The 14,317-nt window shown below is 72.6% G+C and carries 17 protein-coding genes and 1 pseudogene; 12 read left to right on the forward strand and 6 right to left on the reverse strand.

What is annotated here, in order from left to right; genetic code table 11:
- On the reverse strand, nucleotides 1-373 hold a 373-nt coding region (locus tag EEJ42_RS41780), incomplete at its 3' end, for a glycoside hydrolase family 20 zincin-like fold domain-containing protein (RefSeq protein ID WP_246097704.1).
- Between the two features lie 161 nt (nucleotides 374-534).
- The gene (locus tag EEJ42_RS41785) at nucleotides 535-1,443 is read right to left on the reverse strand and encodes a helix-turn-helix transcriptional regulator (protein WP_123107362.1); all 909 of its coding nucleotides are present in this window, start codon (nucleotides 1,441-1,443) and stop codon (nucleotides 535-537) included.
- Between the two features lie 138 nt (nucleotides 1,444-1,581).
- On the opposite strand from EEJ42_RS41785, the gene EEJ42_RS41790 reads away from it, so the two are divergent.
- The 3 genes from EEJ42_RS41790 to EEJ42_RS41800 all read left to right on the forward strand — a co-directional run bounded on the left by EEJ42_RS41790 (nucleotide 1,582) and on the right by EEJ42_RS41800 (nucleotide 4,650).
- Nucleotides 1,582-2,871: an MFS transporter gene (locus EEJ42_RS41790; protein WP_123107363.1), complete on the forward strand. Its 1,290-nt coding sequence runs from the start codon at nucleotides 1,582-1,584 to the stop codon at nucleotides 2,869-2,871.
- A gap of 35 nt (nucleotides 2,872-2,906) precedes the next feature.
- On the forward strand, nucleotides 2,907-3,929 hold the full coding sequence (locus EEJ42_RS41795; protein ID WP_123107364.1) for a zinc-dependent alcohol dehydrogenase family protein: 1,023 nt from the start codon (nucleotides 2,907-2,909) through the stop codon (nucleotides 3,927-3,929).
- A gap of 67 nt (nucleotides 3,930-3,996) precedes the next feature.
- Complete coding sequence (locus EEJ42_RS41800; protein WP_123107365.1) at nucleotides 3,997-4,650, forward strand: hypothetical protein; 654 nt, start codon at nucleotides 3,997-3,999, stop codon at nucleotides 4,648-4,650.
- Nucleotides 4,651-4,674: 24 nt separating this feature from the next.
- On the opposite strand, the gene EEJ42_RS41805 is transcribed toward EEJ42_RS41800, so the two are convergent.
- Nucleotides 4,675-5,043, reverse strand: a complete 369-nt coding sequence (locus EEJ42_RS41805; protein ID WP_123107366.1) for a winged helix-turn-helix transcriptional regulator — start codon at nucleotides 5,041-5,043, stop codon at nucleotides 4,675-4,677.
- A gap of 119 nt (nucleotides 5,044-5,162) precedes the next feature.
- On the opposite strand from EEJ42_RS41805, the gene EEJ42_RS41810 reads away from it, so the two are divergent.
- From EEJ42_RS41810 to EEJ42_RS41845, 8 genes and pseudogenes are all read left to right on the forward strand, one after another.
- Entirely contained in the window at nucleotides 5,163-6,047 is an 885-nt protein-coding gene (locus EEJ42_RS41810) for an NAD(P)-dependent oxidoreductase (protein WP_123107375.1), read from the forward strand.
- Between the two features lie 114 nt (nucleotides 6,048-6,161).
- Nucleotides 6,162-7,445 (forward strand): annotated as a pseudogene (locus EEJ42_RS41815) (AlkA N-terminal domain-containing protein); the annotation flags it as partial.
- Between the two features lie 84 nt (nucleotides 7,446-7,529).
- Nucleotides 7,530-8,039, forward strand: a complete 510-nt coding sequence (locus EEJ42_RS41820; protein ID WP_184503523.1) for a methylated-DNA--[protein]-cysteine S-methyltransferase — start codon at nucleotides 7,530-7,532, stop codon at nucleotides 8,037-8,039.
- Between the two features lie 43 nt (nucleotides 8,040-8,082).
- The gene (locus EEJ42_RS41825) at nucleotides 8,083-8,613 is read left to right on the forward strand and encodes a methylated-DNA--[protein]-cysteine S-methyltransferase (RefSeq protein ID WP_123107368.1); all 531 of its coding nucleotides are present in this window, start codon (nucleotides 8,083-8,085) and stop codon (nucleotides 8,611-8,613) included.
- Complete coding sequence (locus EEJ42_RS41830) at nucleotides 8,610-9,347, forward strand: 2OG-Fe(II) oxygenase (RefSeq protein ID WP_123107369.1); 738 nt, start codon at nucleotides 8,610-8,612, stop codon at nucleotides 9,345-9,347. Before EEJ42_RS41825 ends, EEJ42_RS41830 begins: the two co-directional genes overlap by 4 nt.
- Complete coding sequence (locus tag EEJ42_RS41835) at nucleotides 9,344-9,655, forward strand: Ada metal-binding domain-containing protein (RefSeq protein WP_123107370.1); 312 nt, start codon at nucleotides 9,344-9,346, stop codon at nucleotides 9,653-9,655. The genes EEJ42_RS41830 and EEJ42_RS41835 overlap by 4 nt, the downstream gene beginning before the upstream one ends.
- Nucleotides 9,652-10,215, forward strand: a complete 564-nt coding sequence (locus EEJ42_RS41840) for an ABC transporter substrate-binding protein (protein WP_246097705.1) — start codon at nucleotides 9,652-9,654, stop codon at nucleotides 10,213-10,215. Before EEJ42_RS41835 ends, EEJ42_RS41840 begins: the two co-directional genes overlap by 4 nt.
- Entirely contained in the window at nucleotides 10,212-10,886 is a 675-nt protein-coding gene (locus EEJ42_RS41845) for an alpha-ketoglutarate-dependent dioxygenase AlkB family protein (protein WP_123107372.1), read from the forward strand. Before EEJ42_RS41840 ends, EEJ42_RS41845 begins: the two co-directional genes overlap by 4 nt.
- A gap of 23 nt (nucleotides 10,887-10,909) precedes the next feature.
- On the opposite strand, the gene EEJ42_RS41850 is transcribed toward EEJ42_RS41845, so the two are convergent.
- Nucleotides 10,910-11,689, reverse strand: a complete 780-nt coding sequence (locus tag EEJ42_RS41850) for a 2OG-Fe(II) oxygenase (RefSeq protein ID WP_246097706.1) — start codon at nucleotides 11,687-11,689, stop codon at nucleotides 10,910-10,912.
- A 131-nt stretch (nucleotides 11,690-11,820) separates the two neighbouring features.
- On the opposite strand from EEJ42_RS41850, the gene EEJ42_RS41855 reads away from it, so the two are divergent.
- The gene (locus tag EEJ42_RS41855) at nucleotides 11,821-12,300 is read left to right on the forward strand and encodes a nuclear transport factor 2 family protein (RefSeq protein ID WP_123107373.1); all 480 of its coding nucleotides are present in this window, start codon (nucleotides 11,821-11,823) and stop codon (nucleotides 12,298-12,300) included.
- Here the strand turns inward: EEJ42_RS41855 and metF are convergent.
- Both metF and EEJ42_RS41865 read right to left on the reverse strand, forming a co-directional pair.
- Entirely contained in the window at nucleotides 12,227-13,204 is a 978-nt protein-coding gene (metF, locus tag EEJ42_RS41860; RefSeq protein ID WP_246097707.1) for a methylenetetrahydrofolate reductase [NAD(P)H], read from the reverse strand. The genes EEJ42_RS41855 and metF overlap by 74 nt on opposite strands.
- Nucleotides 13,201-14,184, reverse strand: a complete 984-nt coding sequence (locus EEJ42_RS41865) for a carbohydrate kinase family protein (protein ID WP_123107374.1) — start codon at nucleotides 14,182-14,184, stop codon at nucleotides 13,201-13,203. The genes metF and EEJ42_RS41865 overlap by 4 nt, the downstream gene beginning before the upstream one ends.
- Nucleotides 14,185-14,317: the final 133 nt, after the last annotated feature.

A 14,317-nucleotide genomic window follows, 5' to 3' on the forward strand; every position in this document is an offset into this window, starting at 1 on the left:
CGGCCCGCAGCGCCTTCGCGACCGGCGCGTCGGCGAGCCGCCCGACGGTGACCGTCAGCCCCGGCCCGGAGCCGCCCCGCAGGTGCCGCGCCCCGGCCTGGCGTAAGACGGAGGCGACGAGTTCGCGCGTGGGTTGGTCCACCCCGTCGCCGTAGACCACGCGCACGTCGGAGGGCACCCTGACGTCGGGGCCCAGCCGGGCCATCTCCTGCGGGCGCGGGACGACGGACGGCAACGGGCCGACGGCCCCGCCCGCCCGCGCGGCCCCGGTGGCGGCGTCGTCGGTGGCGGCGGTGGCACCGGTGGGCAGCAGCAGCCCGAGGAAGGTGAGGAACGCGATCACAGCGGCCAGGGGGCCTGAGCTACGGCGCATGGACATCTCCTCCGTGGCGTGGCGTGGCGTACGACGGCGGTGCACGACGGTGACACGTGGAGCGGAGTGAGCGATGGTGCGGGCGCGGTTCCTGGTGCGCGGCGTTCCGGAAACACATACCCACGGCCCGGGCCCGGCGAATCCCGGGCCGTGAAGTGGGCCTAGAGGTCCCTGTCCGCGGGAGGGCCTGCTGCCTCGGATCGGGTCGCCGACCAGCTGGCGAGGAGCTTGAGCCGGTCTTCGTCCGCGGTACCGGGCTCGGCGGTGTAGATGGTCAGGGAGTGTGCCTCGTGGGCGGACATGGGCAGGTTCAGCGGCTGGTAGGTGAGTTCCAGGGGACCCGCGTCGGGGTGGTGGAAGCGTTTGACGCCGCCGTGGTGGATGCGCACGTTGTGGGCGGCCCAGCGGGTGCGGAACTCGGCGCTGACCGTGGACAGCTCGCCGACCAGCTCGCGCAGCGCCTTGTCGTGGGGGAACCTCCCGGCCTCGGCGCGCAGCAGTGCGACGGTGATCTCGGCGCCGTCGTCCCAGTTGTCGACGAAGTCGTGTGAGCCCCGGTCGAGGAAGTAGAACCGGGCGAAGTTGGGGTGACCGCGTTCGTCCGTGGTGTGGCTGTGGAACATCGGCGCGAAGAGGGCGCGGGCGAGCGCGTTGGTGGCCACCATGTCCAGGCGGCCGTTGCTGACGAACGCCGCGGACAGGGTCATGGAGTCGAGCAGCCACTGGACGCGGGGCGGGACGTCGACGGCCTTGCGGCGGCGCCGGGCCGCGGGGCGGGGCTGGGCGGCCTTGGCCAGGTCGAACAGGTAGGTTCGTTCGTCCTCGCTCAGCTGGAGGGTGCGGGCCACCGCGTCGAGGACGTCCTCGGACACGCCGCTGATGTGGCCCTTCTCCAGCCGGGTGTACCACTCGGTGCTCACTCCCGCGAGGACCGCGACCTCCTCGCGGCGCAGCCCGGGCACCCGGCGCCGAGCGCTGGTGGGCAGCCCGACCTGCTCCGGGGTGAGCTGGGCGCGCCGACGGGCGAGGAAGTCACGGATGTCGGCGCGGTTGTCGGAGCGGTGTTCCATGCCTTCCACGCTACGGCCCGGATCCCGGCGGAGGGGGGTTGAGCTTGTACCCCCCATAAACGCGGCCTCCCGCGCCTGCGACGGGAGGGGTTTCGTGGGGTGCGCACCATGAAGTTCGATCCGCTGCGGAGACGATGTATGACCACGCGAGGAGGAACCCTCCACGCCCCCGCCGACGTACGAGGCGTCGGTGACCGCGAGCAACCACCCACCCGGCTTCCGCTCGTCGTGTACGTGCTCGCCCTGGGCACGTTCCTGATGGGCACGACCGAGTTCGTGGTGGCGGGCCTGCTTCCGGAGATCGCGGGCGATGTGCGGATCAGCGTGGCGCAGGCCGGGCTGCTGGTCACGGTCTTCGCGGTCGGGATGATCGTCGGCGCGCCGCTGATGGCGATGCTCACGCTGCGGCTGCCCAGACGGTCGACGCTGGTCCTGGCCCTGGGCGTCTTCGCGGCCGGGCACGTCGTCGTGGCTCTCGGCAACAGCTTCGCGCTGCTGCTGGCGGCGCGGTTCCTGACGGCGCTGGCGACCGGCGCGTTCTGGGCCGTGGCCAACGTGGTGGCCGCCCGTGCCGCCGGTCCCGCCGCGGGCTCCCGTGCCCTGGGCGTCGTGGGCTCCGGTGCGATGCTCGCCAACGTCGTCGGTGTGCCGCTCGGCGCCTTCGCCGGACAGGTCATGGGGTGGCGGGGACCGTTCTGGGCGCTCGCAGCCCTCGCGGTGGCCGCCATGGCGCTCATCGGCCGCCATGTTCCGCGCGATGCCTCCGTGCACGAGGTGATCTCGGTCCGTACCGAGCTGTCCGCCCTGCGCTCGGGGCGCCTGTGGCTGGCGCTGGCGGCCTGCGCGACCACGACCGGCGGTGTGCTGTCGACGTACTCCTACGTCTCGCCGCTGCTGACCGACCGGGCCCAGCTGGCCGCCGGTCTGGTGCCGCTGGTCCTGGGCGGCTTCGGTGTCGGCGCCCTGGCGGGCTTCCTGGTGGGAGGCCGTCTGGGAGACCACCGTCCGCACGCCACGACGATCGTGGCCGCCGCGGCGACCACGGTCCTGCTGCTGGCGATCTGCCTGCTGTCCGGTGACGCCGTACCCACGATCGCGCTGGTCGCGCTGCTGGGACTGTTCGGGCTCGGCGCCAACCCGGTGCTGATCTCCCTGGGCGTCCGCTTCGCGGGCCGGGCCCCCACCCTGGGGTCCGCGCTGACCGTATCGGCGTTCAACCTCGGCACCGCCGTCGGCTCCTGGATCGCCGGTCTGGCCCTCGGTTCCCCGCTGGGAGTCACGGGTCCCGCCGCCGTGGGCACCGCCATCGCCGCGCTCACGCTGATCCCCACGATCGCGATCGCCGTCATCCAACGACGCCGATCAGCGGCACCCACGGGCGGCGCGGTCGTCGCCCGTGCGGCCGCCGCACACCCCGAAAACACCTGAACCGCCTTATTCACTGATCCTTAGGAGTAACCCTCATGCGCGCTGCTGTTCTGCACGCTCCCGGCGACGTCCGGGTGGAGGAGGTCGCCGACCCGAAGATCACCGCCCCGACGGATGCGATCATCCGGCTGTCGGCGGCCTGCGTCTGCGGCTCGGACCTGTGGCCCTACTGCGGCATCGACTCCGTCGACGAGCCCGTGCCGATGGGGCACGAGTACGTCGGCGTCGTCGAGGAGGTCGGCAGCGGGGTCGAGACCGTCAAGCCCGGCCAGTTCGTCCTCGGCTCGTTCGTCGCCTCCTGCGGCACCTGCGAGATCTGCCGCTCCGGCTACCCCTCGTCCTGCGTCCACCGCGTGTTCATGGCCCAGGTCGGCACCCAGTCCGAGCGCGCCCTGATCCCCCACGCCGACGGCACCCTCGTCCCCCTGCCGGGCACGCCGGACGCCGACCTGATCCCGAGCCTGCTGGCCGCCTCGGACGTGCTGGGCACCGGATGGTTCGGCGCGGTCGCCGCCGAGGCCGGGCCGGGCAAGACGGTCGCGGTCGTCGGCGACGGCGCGGTCGGCCTGCTCGCGGTCCTGGCCGCCCAGCAGCTCGGCGCGGAGCGGATCATCGCGATGAGCCGCCACGAGCCGCGCCAGCGGCTCGCCCGCGAGTTCGGCGCCACCGACATCGTCACCACACGCGGCGACGCCGGCGCGGCGAAGATCAAGGAGCTGACCGGCGGCCTGGGCGCCCACTCCGTCGTCGAGGCGGTCGGCACCCAGGAGTCCATGGAGCAGGCCATCCGGAGCACCCGCCCCGGCGGACACGTCGGCTTCGTGGGCGTCAACCACGACGTCTCCCTCAGCGGCGAGGAACTCTTCTTCTCCCAGGTCCACTTGGTCGGCGGCCCGGCCCCGGTGCGCCAGTACCTGCCCGAGCTGATCGACCTGATCTGGCAGCGGAAGATCAACCCGGGCAAGGTCTTCGACCTCACCCTCCCGCTCGACGAGGCCGCCGCGGCGTACCGGGCCATGGACGAGCGCCGCGCCATCAAGGCCCTGCTCACCGTCTGACCCCTCTTCCGCGGGATGCCCGGCCCTACGGAGGGCCGGGCATCGGGGCCAACTAAGCTCACGCACCATGTCGTCGCCGTACACGCCCTCCCCCGCGCCGAACGCCACGGTCATACGCATCGGCCGCCGCAGCGCCATGACCGGGCTCCCCTGCTCCCTCGTCCTCATGGCCATCGGCGCCTTCGGCATCTTCGGTGCCGTCCTGGTCGCCACGGAGCAGCAGAAGGGAGAGTCCACCGTCAGCGGGTTCGTGGGCCTCGCGTTCATGGTGGCCCTCGGTGTCCTCGGAGTCATCCTCTTCGTGCCCTTCTGGGCGAACCGCCGCAACAGGATCCTCATCGACCACACGGGCCTCTGGCTCGAAAAGGGAGACTTGCGGAACGTCATTCCCTGGCACGGCCTCGCCGGAATCGCCCTCCACTGGAGCGAGTTCGGGCGCAAGGGGAAGATCTACTCCCTGGAGCTGTACCCCAACGGCCCCATCGACCGGGACGACCCGGTCCTATGGGGCCTGGTCCGCGACGAGGACCCCCTGCACCCCGGCCTCCCCCGCCTGCACCACCGCGTCCCCCTCACCGCCCCCAACCAGCAGCCGGTGGTCGACGCGGTCCGCAGCCACGTCCCCCAGCTCTGGCTCGGCGAGACTCAGCGCCCGACGGGCCACGTAGGCCGCCCCGACGTCAGGGGCCACCGCCAGCGCACCCGGAGCCGCACCCCCTGAACGGAGCGCCCGCGGTGGAAAGCGTCAGTGTGCGGTCTCGGGCACGTCGACCACTTCGGAGCCCTCGCGGCGGATCCGGTCGACGCCCCAGGCGCCGAGCGGGCCGAGTGCTTGGTTGAGGGTGTGGCCGTGCTCGGTCAGGGAGTACTCCACGCGGGGCGGCACTTCGGCGTAGACCTCGCGGTGCACGAGGCCGTCCTTCTCCATCTCGCGCAGGTGCTGGGTCAGCATCTTCTCCGTCACGCCCGGGAGGCCGCGGCGGAGTTCGGAGAAGCGGCGTACACGGTGGGCGTCGAGTTCCCAGAGGATCAGCCCCTTCCACTTGCCGCTCACCACGTCGAGGGCGGCGTCGATGCCGCAGATGTAGGGACCGCTTCTCGGAGTCCTGTCCATCGCTGTGCCGCTCCTTACAAAAAGGTAAGTACCGCAGTATTTAGTGGGTACTTCCGAGAGTAGTGGGGCGCTCCGATCATGGAGGGGTGAACGAACAACTCACCTCATTCTCCGGGCGGATGAGCCCCGTCACCGTCCTCGGGCTGGGCCCGATGGGCCAGGCCATGACCCGCGCCCTGCTGGCCTCCGGTCATCCGGTCACCGTCTGGAACCGCACCGCCGGCCGGGCGGACGGCGTCGTCGCCGACGGCGCCACGCTCGCGGCCACCCCGGCCGCGGCGGTCGAGGCGAGCGAGCTGGTGATCCTCAGCCTCACCGACTACCGCGCGATGTACGACATCCTGGGCAGCGCCTCCGGATCGCTCTCCGGGCGGACGCTCGTCAACCTCAGCTCGGACACTCCCGACCGGACGCGCGAGGCGAGCACGTGGGCAGCGGGCCACGGTGCCACCTTCCTCACCGGCGGTGTCATGGTCCCGGCGCCGATGGTCGGCACGGAGGCGTCGTACATCTACTACAGCGGCCCCGACGAGGCGCTGGAGCGCCACCGGGCGGCGTTGGCGCTGCTCGGCGCGCCGAAGTATCTGGGCAACGATCCGGGCCTCGCCCAGATGATGTACCAGGCCCAGCTCGCGCTGTTCCTCACCACCCTGTCCGGGCTGATGCACGCGACCGCGATGCTGGACAGTGTGGGGATGAAGGCCCAGGAGGTGCTGCCGGAGCTGCTCGCCCTCACCGACTCGGTCGGCGCGATCGTGGCGGCGGGCGAGGAGACTCCCGGCGCCGCGCTGGATGCCGGGGAGCATCCGGGCGACCTCAGCACCGTCACGATGATGGGCGCGACGTCCGACCACATCGTGGAAACCAGCGCGTCGCTCGGCCTCGACCTCGCGCTCCCGGAAGCCGTTCAGGCGCACTACCGGCGCGCGATCGACGACGGGCACGGCGGCGACAACTGGACCCGCATCATCGACGGCATCCGCGCCCCCCGCCACCGGGCGTGATCTTCCGCAACGCCCGCTGAGCGCGGGAGCGCGGCCTCCAGCCGGTGGTCAGCGCGAGGTCCGATTCCCGCCGACGCACCGCCGCGGGCCGCCGCACAGTGGGAAAGTGATCACGCCGTGCCCGGCTCCGCCGAGTGGACCGCCCGTGCCGACGCGGTCGGCCGCGCCATGCGGCTGATCTCGGACGGCATCGTCGACCGCGAAGGCGTGGCCGGGCTGGCCGCGCGGCTGGGGTACAGCGCGCGGCAGGTGCAGCGGCAGCTGGACGCCGAGGTGGGCGCCGGGCCCATCGCCGTGTGCGCGCGCCCAGCGCGCGCACACGGCACGGATCCTGCTGGAGACGACGGACATGCAGGCCCCCGAGATCGCCTTCGCGGCCGGGTTCTCCAGTGTGCGGCAGTTCAACGACACCGTCCGGCAGACCTACGCCGCCACCCCCAGCCGTCTGCGGGAGCCGAGGCCGGGGCCCTCCGCACGGTTCGGGGCACCCGGCTCGGCGGACGGGGCGGCGGGGGTGCCGCTGCGGCTGGCCTACCGAGGCCCGTACGCCGCCACCGAGGTCTTCGACTACCTCGGCAACCGGGCCGTCGACGGCATCGCGCAGCTCACCGGGGAGCGTGGTGCACGCGTCTACCGGCGCACGCTGCGCCTGCCGCACGGCACCGGCATCGCCGAGGTCGGCGAGGCCCTGGGGGCTGGCTGGGGTGCCGACTGCGTCTGAGCTGTCCGCGCGACCTGACCACGGCGACGCAGCGGATCGCCGCGTGTTCGACCTCGACGCCGACCCCTACGCGGTCGACGAACGCCTGGCCACCGACCCGGCTCTGGCCCCGCTGGTGTCCCGGCGCCCCGGGCTGCGCGCCCCGGGCGCCGCGGATCCGCACGAGCCGGCCGTCCGGCGCCGTACTGGGCCAGCAGGTCTCGGTGGCGGCCGGGCGCCGGCTCGGCAGCGCGCTCGTGGCCGCGTACGGGCAGCCGCTGCGGATGCCCGGCGGCGGGCTGACCCGCCTCTTTCCCACGGCCGAGGTGCTGGCCGACGCCGCGCTGGGTGAGCTGGGGATGCCCGAATCCCGCCGCCGCACGCTGCGCGCGCTCACCGCGGCCCTCGCGGTCGGCACCGTCGCGCTGGACCCCGGTGCCGACCGCGACCACGCCGAGCGGACGCTGCTCGGCCTGCGCGGCATCGGCCCGTGGACGGCGGGCTACATCCGTATGCGGGCGCTCGGCGACCCGGAGGTGCTGCTCACCGGCGATGTGGCCGTCCAGGCGGGTATGCGGCACACGGGCGCCGGGCCCGGGGACGCGGCAGGCTGGCGGCCGTGGCGCACGTACGCCATGCACCACTTCTGGCGGGCCGCCGCCGAAGCCACCGCCGCCCGGCGCCGTACCCCAGCGTGATGTCCGAATACCGCCAGCATTCCCGGCCGCGACCCCCCATCGTTGACAATGAAGCCACAGCGGACGAGCGATGAGAGCACGACGATGACCATCTACACCACGCTGGACAGCCCCCTGGGCGAACTGCTCCTGGTGGGCGAAGAGACACCGGACGACACCCTCACCCTGACCTCGCTGTCCATGCCCGGGCAGAAGAACGCCCCGGCCGTACGGCCCGAGTGGCGCCGCGCACCCGACCGGTTCGCGGAGGTCGCCCGGCAGCTGAGGGCGTACTTCGACGGCGGACTCACCGCCTTCGACATCCCGTTCACGCCCGGCGGCGGCACGGACTTCCAGCAGCGCGTGTGGCACGCGCTGGAGGAGATCCCGTACGGCACCTCGACCACCTACGGGCAGCTCGCCGAAGGGCTGGGCGTCCCCCGCGGGCAGGTCCAGGCCGTGGGCACGGCGATCGGCGCGAACCCGCTGCTGCTGGTGCGGCCCTGCCACCGGGTGATCGGCGCGGACGGGACCATGCGCGGCTACGCCGGAGGGGTCGAGCGCAAGGTGCAGCTCCTCACCCACGAGGGCGTGCTCCAGCCGACCCTCATGTGACCCGCACCGGCACACCTCGACAATCACCGGAGGAACGAGGCCGATGACGGTCTACACCACGATGGACAGCCCCCTGGGCGAACTGCTCCTGGTCGGCGAGGAGTCGGCGACCGCGAAGGGCGGCACCGCACTGGCCTCCCTGTCGGTGCCGGAGCAGAAGCGCCGCCCCACCGTCCAGGACGGCTGGACCGAGGACGCGGACGCCTTCGCCGACATCACGCGCCAGCTCCGCTCGTACTTCGACGGCAAGCTGACCCGCTTCGACATCGAGTACGTCACCGGCGGCAGCGCCTTCCAGCAGCGCGTCTGGACGTCCTTGGAGTCCATCCCCTACGGCACGACCCTCAGCTACGGCGACATCGCCGCCCGGATCGATGCCCCGCGCGCCGCGGTCCGCGCCGTCGGCACGGCGATCGGGGCCAACCCGCTGCTGGTCGTCCGCCCCTGCCACCGGGTGATCGGTGCCAGCGGCGCACTGACCGGATACGCCGGTGGCCTGGAGCGCAAGCGACAGCTGCTGGACCTGGAGCACGCACACGAGTCCGCGGCACCGCAAAGGAACGGCACCTCATGACCGACACCATCAGCTCCGCGACCCAGGGCCAGGTGGCCGACCGCGTCGCGGCGGACGACTGGGACGCGCTCACCGACGAACTGGGCGAGTTCGGCCACGCGCTCACCGGGCCGCTCCTCACCCCCGGCGAATGCCACCGCATCGCCGGACTGTACGACGAGGCCGAGCGCTTCCGCACGACCATCGACATGGCCCGCTACCGCTTCGGTTCGGGCCAGTACCGCTACTTCACCCACGACCTCCCGGACCTGGTCCGCGAGCTGCGCGGGGCGTTCTATCCGCGGCTGCTGCCCATCGCCCGCGACTGGGCCCGCAAGCTGGACCGGCCCGCGCCCTGGCCGGACACCCTCGAGGAGTGGCTGACGATGTGCCACGAGGCGGGGCAGGCCAAGTCCGCCCAGATCCTGCTGCGTTACGGTCCCGGCGACTGGAACGCCCTGCACCGGGACGTGTTCGGCGAGATGCTCTTCCCGCTCCAGGTCGTGGTCGGCCTCGACGCCCCCGGCGAGGACTTCACGGGCGGTGAGTTCATCATGACCGAGCAGCGCCCCCGCGCCCAGTCGAGGGGCTCGTCCACCACCCTGCCCAAGGGCCACGGGCTGATCTTCACCACCCGGGACCGCCCCGTGGCCTCCAAGCGCGGCTGGGCGAACGGGCCCATGCGGCACGGCGTGAGCACCGTCCGCTCCGGACACCGCCACACCCTCGGCCTCGTCTTCCACGACGCCGCATGACTCCCGCCCCGGCCGACCCCGCCCGGCTCCCGGAGCGGCGCCCGCACACCCTGATCGGCCCCGACGGGGTGCCGTATCGCAGCGCCACTCCGGGCAGTCTCGGCGGTCACCGGGGCATGCGGCTCTACGGGCGTCTGGACTGCCCCTCCGCGCTGCGGGCCATCGCCCGCGGCCACTACGTGAAACACCGGGTGTTCTTCGTGGACGAGGCCACCGCGATCGCGGCCGGATACCGGCCGTGCGCCGTGTGCCTGCCCCGGAAGTACGCCCTGTGGAAAGCCAACCGGGAGAACACCACCACACCATGAGCAGTCTCACGGGACCACCGGCATCCGGATCGCCCCTGATCCCCGCGGAGGAGCTGGCCGCGTACGGCGAGCTGCCGTGCCCCGCCCCGCACACCGCCCCCGAACTCGACGCCCTCGTAGGGCTGTTGACCCCCGCGAGGAGCCGCATCGAGACCGTCGCCGTCGGCCACAGCCGCGACCCGGCCTCCCGCGCCGCCGCCGACGCCTTCGCGGCAGCCTGGAAGGCGCGCGGCGGAAGGGTCCTCGCCACAGTGGACTGGCCGGAGAGCGCCGCGTCCTGGCTGCGCCCCGCGCGTCGGCTGACCGCCGAGGAGCCCGACGCCTGGGTCATGGCCGCGGCCCCGCTCGGCTTCGCCCAGCTGGCCCGCCGGCTGCGCCACTCCACCGACTGGGACCCGGCCCGCACGGTCGCCTTCGCCGCGCTCAGGGACTCCCGCCTCCCCGCGCTGGCCGGGCCGGACACGCTGCACGGCCTGCGCGGTGCCACCGCCGAGGGCGGCACCTGGGCCGTACGCCACCGCTGGGTCACCTCCTACCCACCGCCCGGGAGCACCGCATGACCGCCCTGATCCCCCGCCCCGCCATGGAGATCTCCCCCGGCGCCGTGCACCTGCCCGGCTGGCTCACCCCGGAACAGCAGCGCGAACTCGTCACCGCCTGCCGCGCCTGGGCCACCGGCCCGGTCCCCATCCGCCACACCCGCCTGCCGCGCGGTGGCGTCATGTCGGTGCAGACGGTGTGCATCGGCTGGCACTGGCAGCCCTACAAGTACACCCGCACCGCCGACGATGTGAACGGCGAGCGCGTCGCCGAATTCCCCGACTGGATGGTCCAGTTGGGCCGCCGCGCGCTGCTGGACGCCTACGGCGACACCGAGGGCGCGGCCGCGTACACCCCGGACACCGCGCTGATCAACTTCTATGACGGTCAGGCCAAGCTGGGCATGCACCAGGACAAGGACGAGCGGTCCTCGGCTCCGGTCGTCTCGCTGTCCATCGGCGACACCTGCGTCTTCCGCGTCGGCAACACCGAAACCCGCACCAAGCCCTACACCGACATCGAACTCGCCTCCGGCGACCTGTTCGTCTTCGGCGGCCCCTCCCGGTACGTCTACCACGGCGTGCCCAAGGTGTACGAGGGCACCGCCGACCCCGCCACCGGGCTCGCCTCGGGGCGCCTGAACATCACCATGCGCGTCACCGGCCTCACCGATCGGGAGGCCGGGCGATGACGTGAGCCCGGGGCGGTGCCGGGTCAGCGCGCGTTGTGGAAGATGACGCCGAGCGTGGTCCGGCGCCCCGACGTCACGGCGTTGGTGCCGTGCCGCATGGGGTGGCGGCGGTAGCCGTGCGATCCCCGCACGGGCCGGTGGCGGACGGGAAAGATCATGCCCTGGCCGAGGCGTGGGGTGAGGACGATGGCGCGGGACTGGGAGCGGGGACGCTGTTCAACGAAGACGTTCTCCCCGCCGGTGAAGTCCTGGCCGGGCTCACCCAGCATGAAGGCGATCTGGAGCGGAAAGACGATGTCCCCGTAGATGTCCTGGTGCAGACAGGCGTAGTCGCCGGGGCCGTAGTCGAGGATGAGCGGGGTGGACCGGCGCTGGCCGTTGTCCGCGCATTCGGCGAGCAGTTCGTCCAGGGTGGCGGGAAAGGTGCGCTCGTTCAGCAGGGGCGCCCACTGGTTGGCCATCCACGCCATCGGCGGGTACAGCTTCTCGCGCAGGGTCTGGACGAGCGGTACGGCGGCGGGGTCGGCGTAGTACTTGTAGGTACCGCGGCCGAAGTCGTAGCGCTGCATCACCACGGTCGAGCGGCACAGTGCCGGGTCGTCGAAGGTGCCGATGAGCGTCTCGCACTGCGCGCGGGAGAGCAGCGGAGGGGTGAGGGCCACACCGTTCTCGTTCAGCTGGGCGTACAGCGCGGGCCAGTCCAGGTCCGCGAGGGCGGGGACGGCGTCGTGGGCGGTGTGCGGCGCGTCCCCGGCGCCCGCGGGATCGCCGGGCAGGTCGAGGGGCAGTTCGGTCTGGTCCATGGCCGACAGTCTTCCTGCTGGGCGCGGCCGCGGAGCGCGATGACCGAATCCCGCCAGCAATGCGGGGGCCCGGGCGCTTGGCTGGGATACGAGAACGAAGCGTCCGAAGTTTCCCCGGGAGTCGTCACACCATGTCTTCGAACGACAGCGCCATCGCCGTGATGCAGCGGTTCTACGAGGCCGAGCGCGCCTATGTCACGGCGGGCGGTCCGGGCCGGGCCGGCTTCGAGGAGATCGCCGCGTGCCTGGACCCGGAGGTGGAGCTGCACCAGGCGCCGGGTCTGCCCTTCACGGGCGTGTGGCACGGGCCCGAGGGCATGGAGCGGTTCATCGCGGTCATGGGCGAGCTGTGGCAGTCGATGGAATTCCTCGAACAGCGGCAGCTGGTCGACCGCGACACCGTGGTGGCGACCAACCGGGTGCGCTTCGTCTCGCGGGCGACCGGCCGCGAAGTGGTCACCTCCATCGTGCAGACGGTGACCCTCCGGGACGGCCGCATCCGCGAGATCCGGCCCTACTACTGGGACCCCGCCGCGATCAGCGAGGCGTGTGGTGGACGGGTCGTGGCGCCAGATTCCGATGGATCTCCAGCGCCGCGGTCGATCGGTTGAGCGTGATGTAGTGCAGGCCCGGCGCGCCCTCGTCCAGCAGCCGCCGGGCCATGGCGGTGGCATGGTCGACCCCGATCCGGCGCCCCTCGTCGGCGTCGCCCTGCGCGGCCTCCAGCCGCCAGGCGAGGTCGTCGGGGAAGTGGGCGTCGCTCAGTTCGGCGAAGCGGCGCACCTGGCGGAAGTCGGTCGCGGGCATGATCTCGGGGATGATCGGGATGTCGCAGCCCGCGGCCGCCACCCGGTCGCGCAGCCGCAGATAGTCCTCGGCGTCGAAGAACATCTGGGTGATGGCGTAGTCGGCGCCCGCCCGGCACTTGGCCACGAAGTGGCGGATGTCGCTGTCCCAGTCCGGGGAGCGCGGGTGGCGCTCCGGGAAGGCCGCCACTCCGACGCTGAAGTCGCACGACTCACGGATGAGCGCCACCAGTTCGCTCGCGTAGGTCAGCCCGTCCGGTTCCGCGAGCCAGGGCCCGCGGGGGTCGCCGGGCGGGTCGCCGCGCAGGGCGAGGACGTCGAGGATTCCGGCGTCCGCGTACTGGCCGATGATGTTCCGCAGTTCGCCGATCGAGTGCCCGACCGCCGTGAGGTGGGCGACCGGCCGCAGGGTGGTCTCCGCGGCCATCCGCTTGGTCAGCCCGATGGTCCGGTCCCGCGACGAGCCGCCCGCTCCGTAGGTCACCGAGACGAAGGTGGGCGCGTACTGCTCGATGCGCCGGATCGCGTTCCACAGGGTCCGCTCCCCCGCCTCGTTCTTCGGCGGGAAGAACTCGAAGGAGTACGAGCGCTCGCCCGCGCCGAGCACCTCGGCCAGGTTCCGGCGCGGTGCGCGAGCTCGCGTCGGGGAAGCGACCGGGGGTTCGGCGAGGACGCGTCCGGTCGGGTGCGGCCGGGGTGGCGCGGTCATGCCGACCCCGCCAGGTGGGGTTCGAGTTCCTGGGCGGCCTCGCCGCCGTAGCCCTTGTCCAGCCTGCTCACCAGGTCGTCCGCGGAGAGCTGGTATTCCTGGGTGCCGACCGACTCCAGGACCACCGTGGCCAGGGCGCAGCCGAGTTGGGCGGCCCGCTCGTGGCCGAGCCCCCAGGCGAGTCCGGCGAGGAATCCGGCGCGCAGCGCGTCGCCGCCGCCGGTGGGGTCGACCACCCCGGACGTCGGGACGGCGGCGATCTCCAGCGTCGGCCGCCCCGCCGCCGCGACGCGGACGCCCTCGGCTCCGTCCGTGGTGATCCAGGTGCCGACCCGGTCCAGGATGTCGGCGTCGCTCCATCCGGTGTGTTCCCGGAGCATCGCCGCCTCGTAGGCGTTGGTGAACAGGTAGCGGGCGCCCTCGACCAACCTGCGCGCCTCGTCCCCGCTGGTGCGGGCGAGCTGCTGCGAGGGGTCGGCGGCGAAGGCGTGCCCCTTTCTGCGGCACTCGTCGGTGTGCCGCAGCATGGCCTCGGGGTCGTTGGGGGCGATCACCACGAGGTCGAGTCCCCCGGCGCGCTGCACGGTCGGTTCGAGCGCGATCTCCTTCGCCTCGGCCATGGCACCGGCGTAGAAGGTCGCGATCTGGTTCTGGTCGGCGTCCGTCGTGCACACGAAACGCGCGGTCCTGCGTGTCTCGCTGACCCGCACCGATTCCGTGTCCACGCCGTTGGACCGCAGCCAGCAGCCGTAGGCGGCGAAGTCGACCCCGGCCGCGCCGACGAGGAGAGGGGTGAGCCCGAGCCTGCCCAGGGCGAGGGCGATGTTCGCGGCGACGCCTCCCCGCCGGACGTCCAGATCGTCGGCGAGGAAGGACAACGAGACCTTGTCGAGCTGTCCGGCGATCAGTTGCTCGGCGAACCGACCGGGATAGGCCATCAGATGGTCTATCGCGATCGATCCGGTGACGGCGATGCGCACGTCGGGATCCTCCTTGGGAGCGGTCGGTGGGGTCAGGAGAAGCTGCGGGCTACAGACCGGCCGCCGCGCGGAGGGCGTCGACGCGGTCGGTGCGCTCCCAGGTGAAGTCGGAGTCCTCGCGGCCGAAGTGGCC

It is taken from the genome of Streptomyces botrytidirepellens (genome assembly GCF_003721215.1).
Classification (GTDB): domain Bacteria; phylum Actinomycetota; class Actinomycetes; order Streptomycetales; family Streptomycetaceae; genus Streptomyces; species Streptomyces himastatinicus.

What these genes read in the sequence shown, in the direction of transcription:
- EEJ42_RS41800 (WP_123107365.1), top strand. Translation starts at nt 3,997, where the DNA reads ATGTCGTCGCCGTACACGCCCTCCCCCGCGCCGAACGCCACGGTCATA.
- EEJ42_RS41825 (WP_123107368.1), top strand. Translation starts at nt 8,083, where the DNA reads ATGACGGTCTACACCACGATGGACAGCCCCCTGGGCGAACTGCTCCTG.
- EEJ42_RS41790 (WP_123107363.1), top strand. Translation starts at nt 1,582, where the DNA reads ATGACCACGCGAGGAGGAACCCTCCACGCCCCCGCCGACGTACGAGGC.
- EEJ42_RS41855 (WP_123107373.1), top strand. Translation starts at nt 11,821, where the DNA reads ATGTCTTCGAACGACAGCGCCATCGCCGTGATGCAGCGGTTCTACGAG.
- EEJ42_RS41845 (WP_123107372.1), top strand. Translation starts at nt 10,212, where the DNA reads ATGACCGCCCTGATCCCCCGCCCCGCCATGGAGATCTCCCCCGGCGCC.
- EEJ42_RS41795 (WP_123107364.1), top strand. Translation starts at nt 2,907, where the DNA reads ATGCGCGCTGCTGTTCTGCACGCTCCCGGCGACGTCCGGGTGGAGGAG.
- metF (WP_246097707.1), bottom strand. Translation starts at nt 13,204, where the DNA reads ATGACCGCGCCACCCCGGCCGCACCCGACCGGACGCGTCCTCGCCGAA.
- EEJ42_RS41820 (WP_184503523.1), top strand. Translation starts at nt 7,530, where the DNA reads ATGACCATCTACACCACGCTGGACAGCCCCCTGGGCGAACTGCTCCTG.
- EEJ42_RS41810 (WP_123107375.1), top strand. Translation starts at nt 5,163, where the DNA reads ATGAGCCCCGTCACCGTCCTCGGGCTGGGCCCGATGGGCCAGGCCATG.
- EEJ42_RS41785 (WP_123107362.1), bottom strand. Translation starts at nt 1,443, where the DNA reads ATGGAACACCGCTCCGACAACCGCGCCGACATCCGTGACTTCCTCGCC.
- EEJ42_RS41840 (WP_246097705.1), top strand. Translation starts at nt 9,652, where the DNA reads ATGAGCAGTCTCACGGGACCACCGGCATCCGGATCGCCCCTGATCCCC.
- EEJ42_RS41835 (WP_123107370.1), top strand. Translation starts at nt 9,344, where the DNA reads ATGACTCCCGCCCCGGCCGACCCCGCCCGGCTCCCGGAGCGGCGCCCG.
- EEJ42_RS41805 (WP_123107366.1), bottom strand. Translation starts at nt 5,043, where the DNA reads ATGGACAGGACTCCGAGAAGCGGTCCCTACATCTGCGGCATCGACGCC.
- EEJ42_RS41830 (WP_123107369.1), top strand. Translation starts at nt 8,610, where the DNA reads ATGACCGACACCATCAGCTCCGCGACCCAGGGCCAGGTGGCCGACCGC.
- EEJ42_RS41850 (WP_246097706.1), bottom strand. Translation starts at nt 11,689, where the DNA reads ATGGACCAGACCGAACTGCCCCTCGACCTGCCCGGCGATCCCGCGGGC.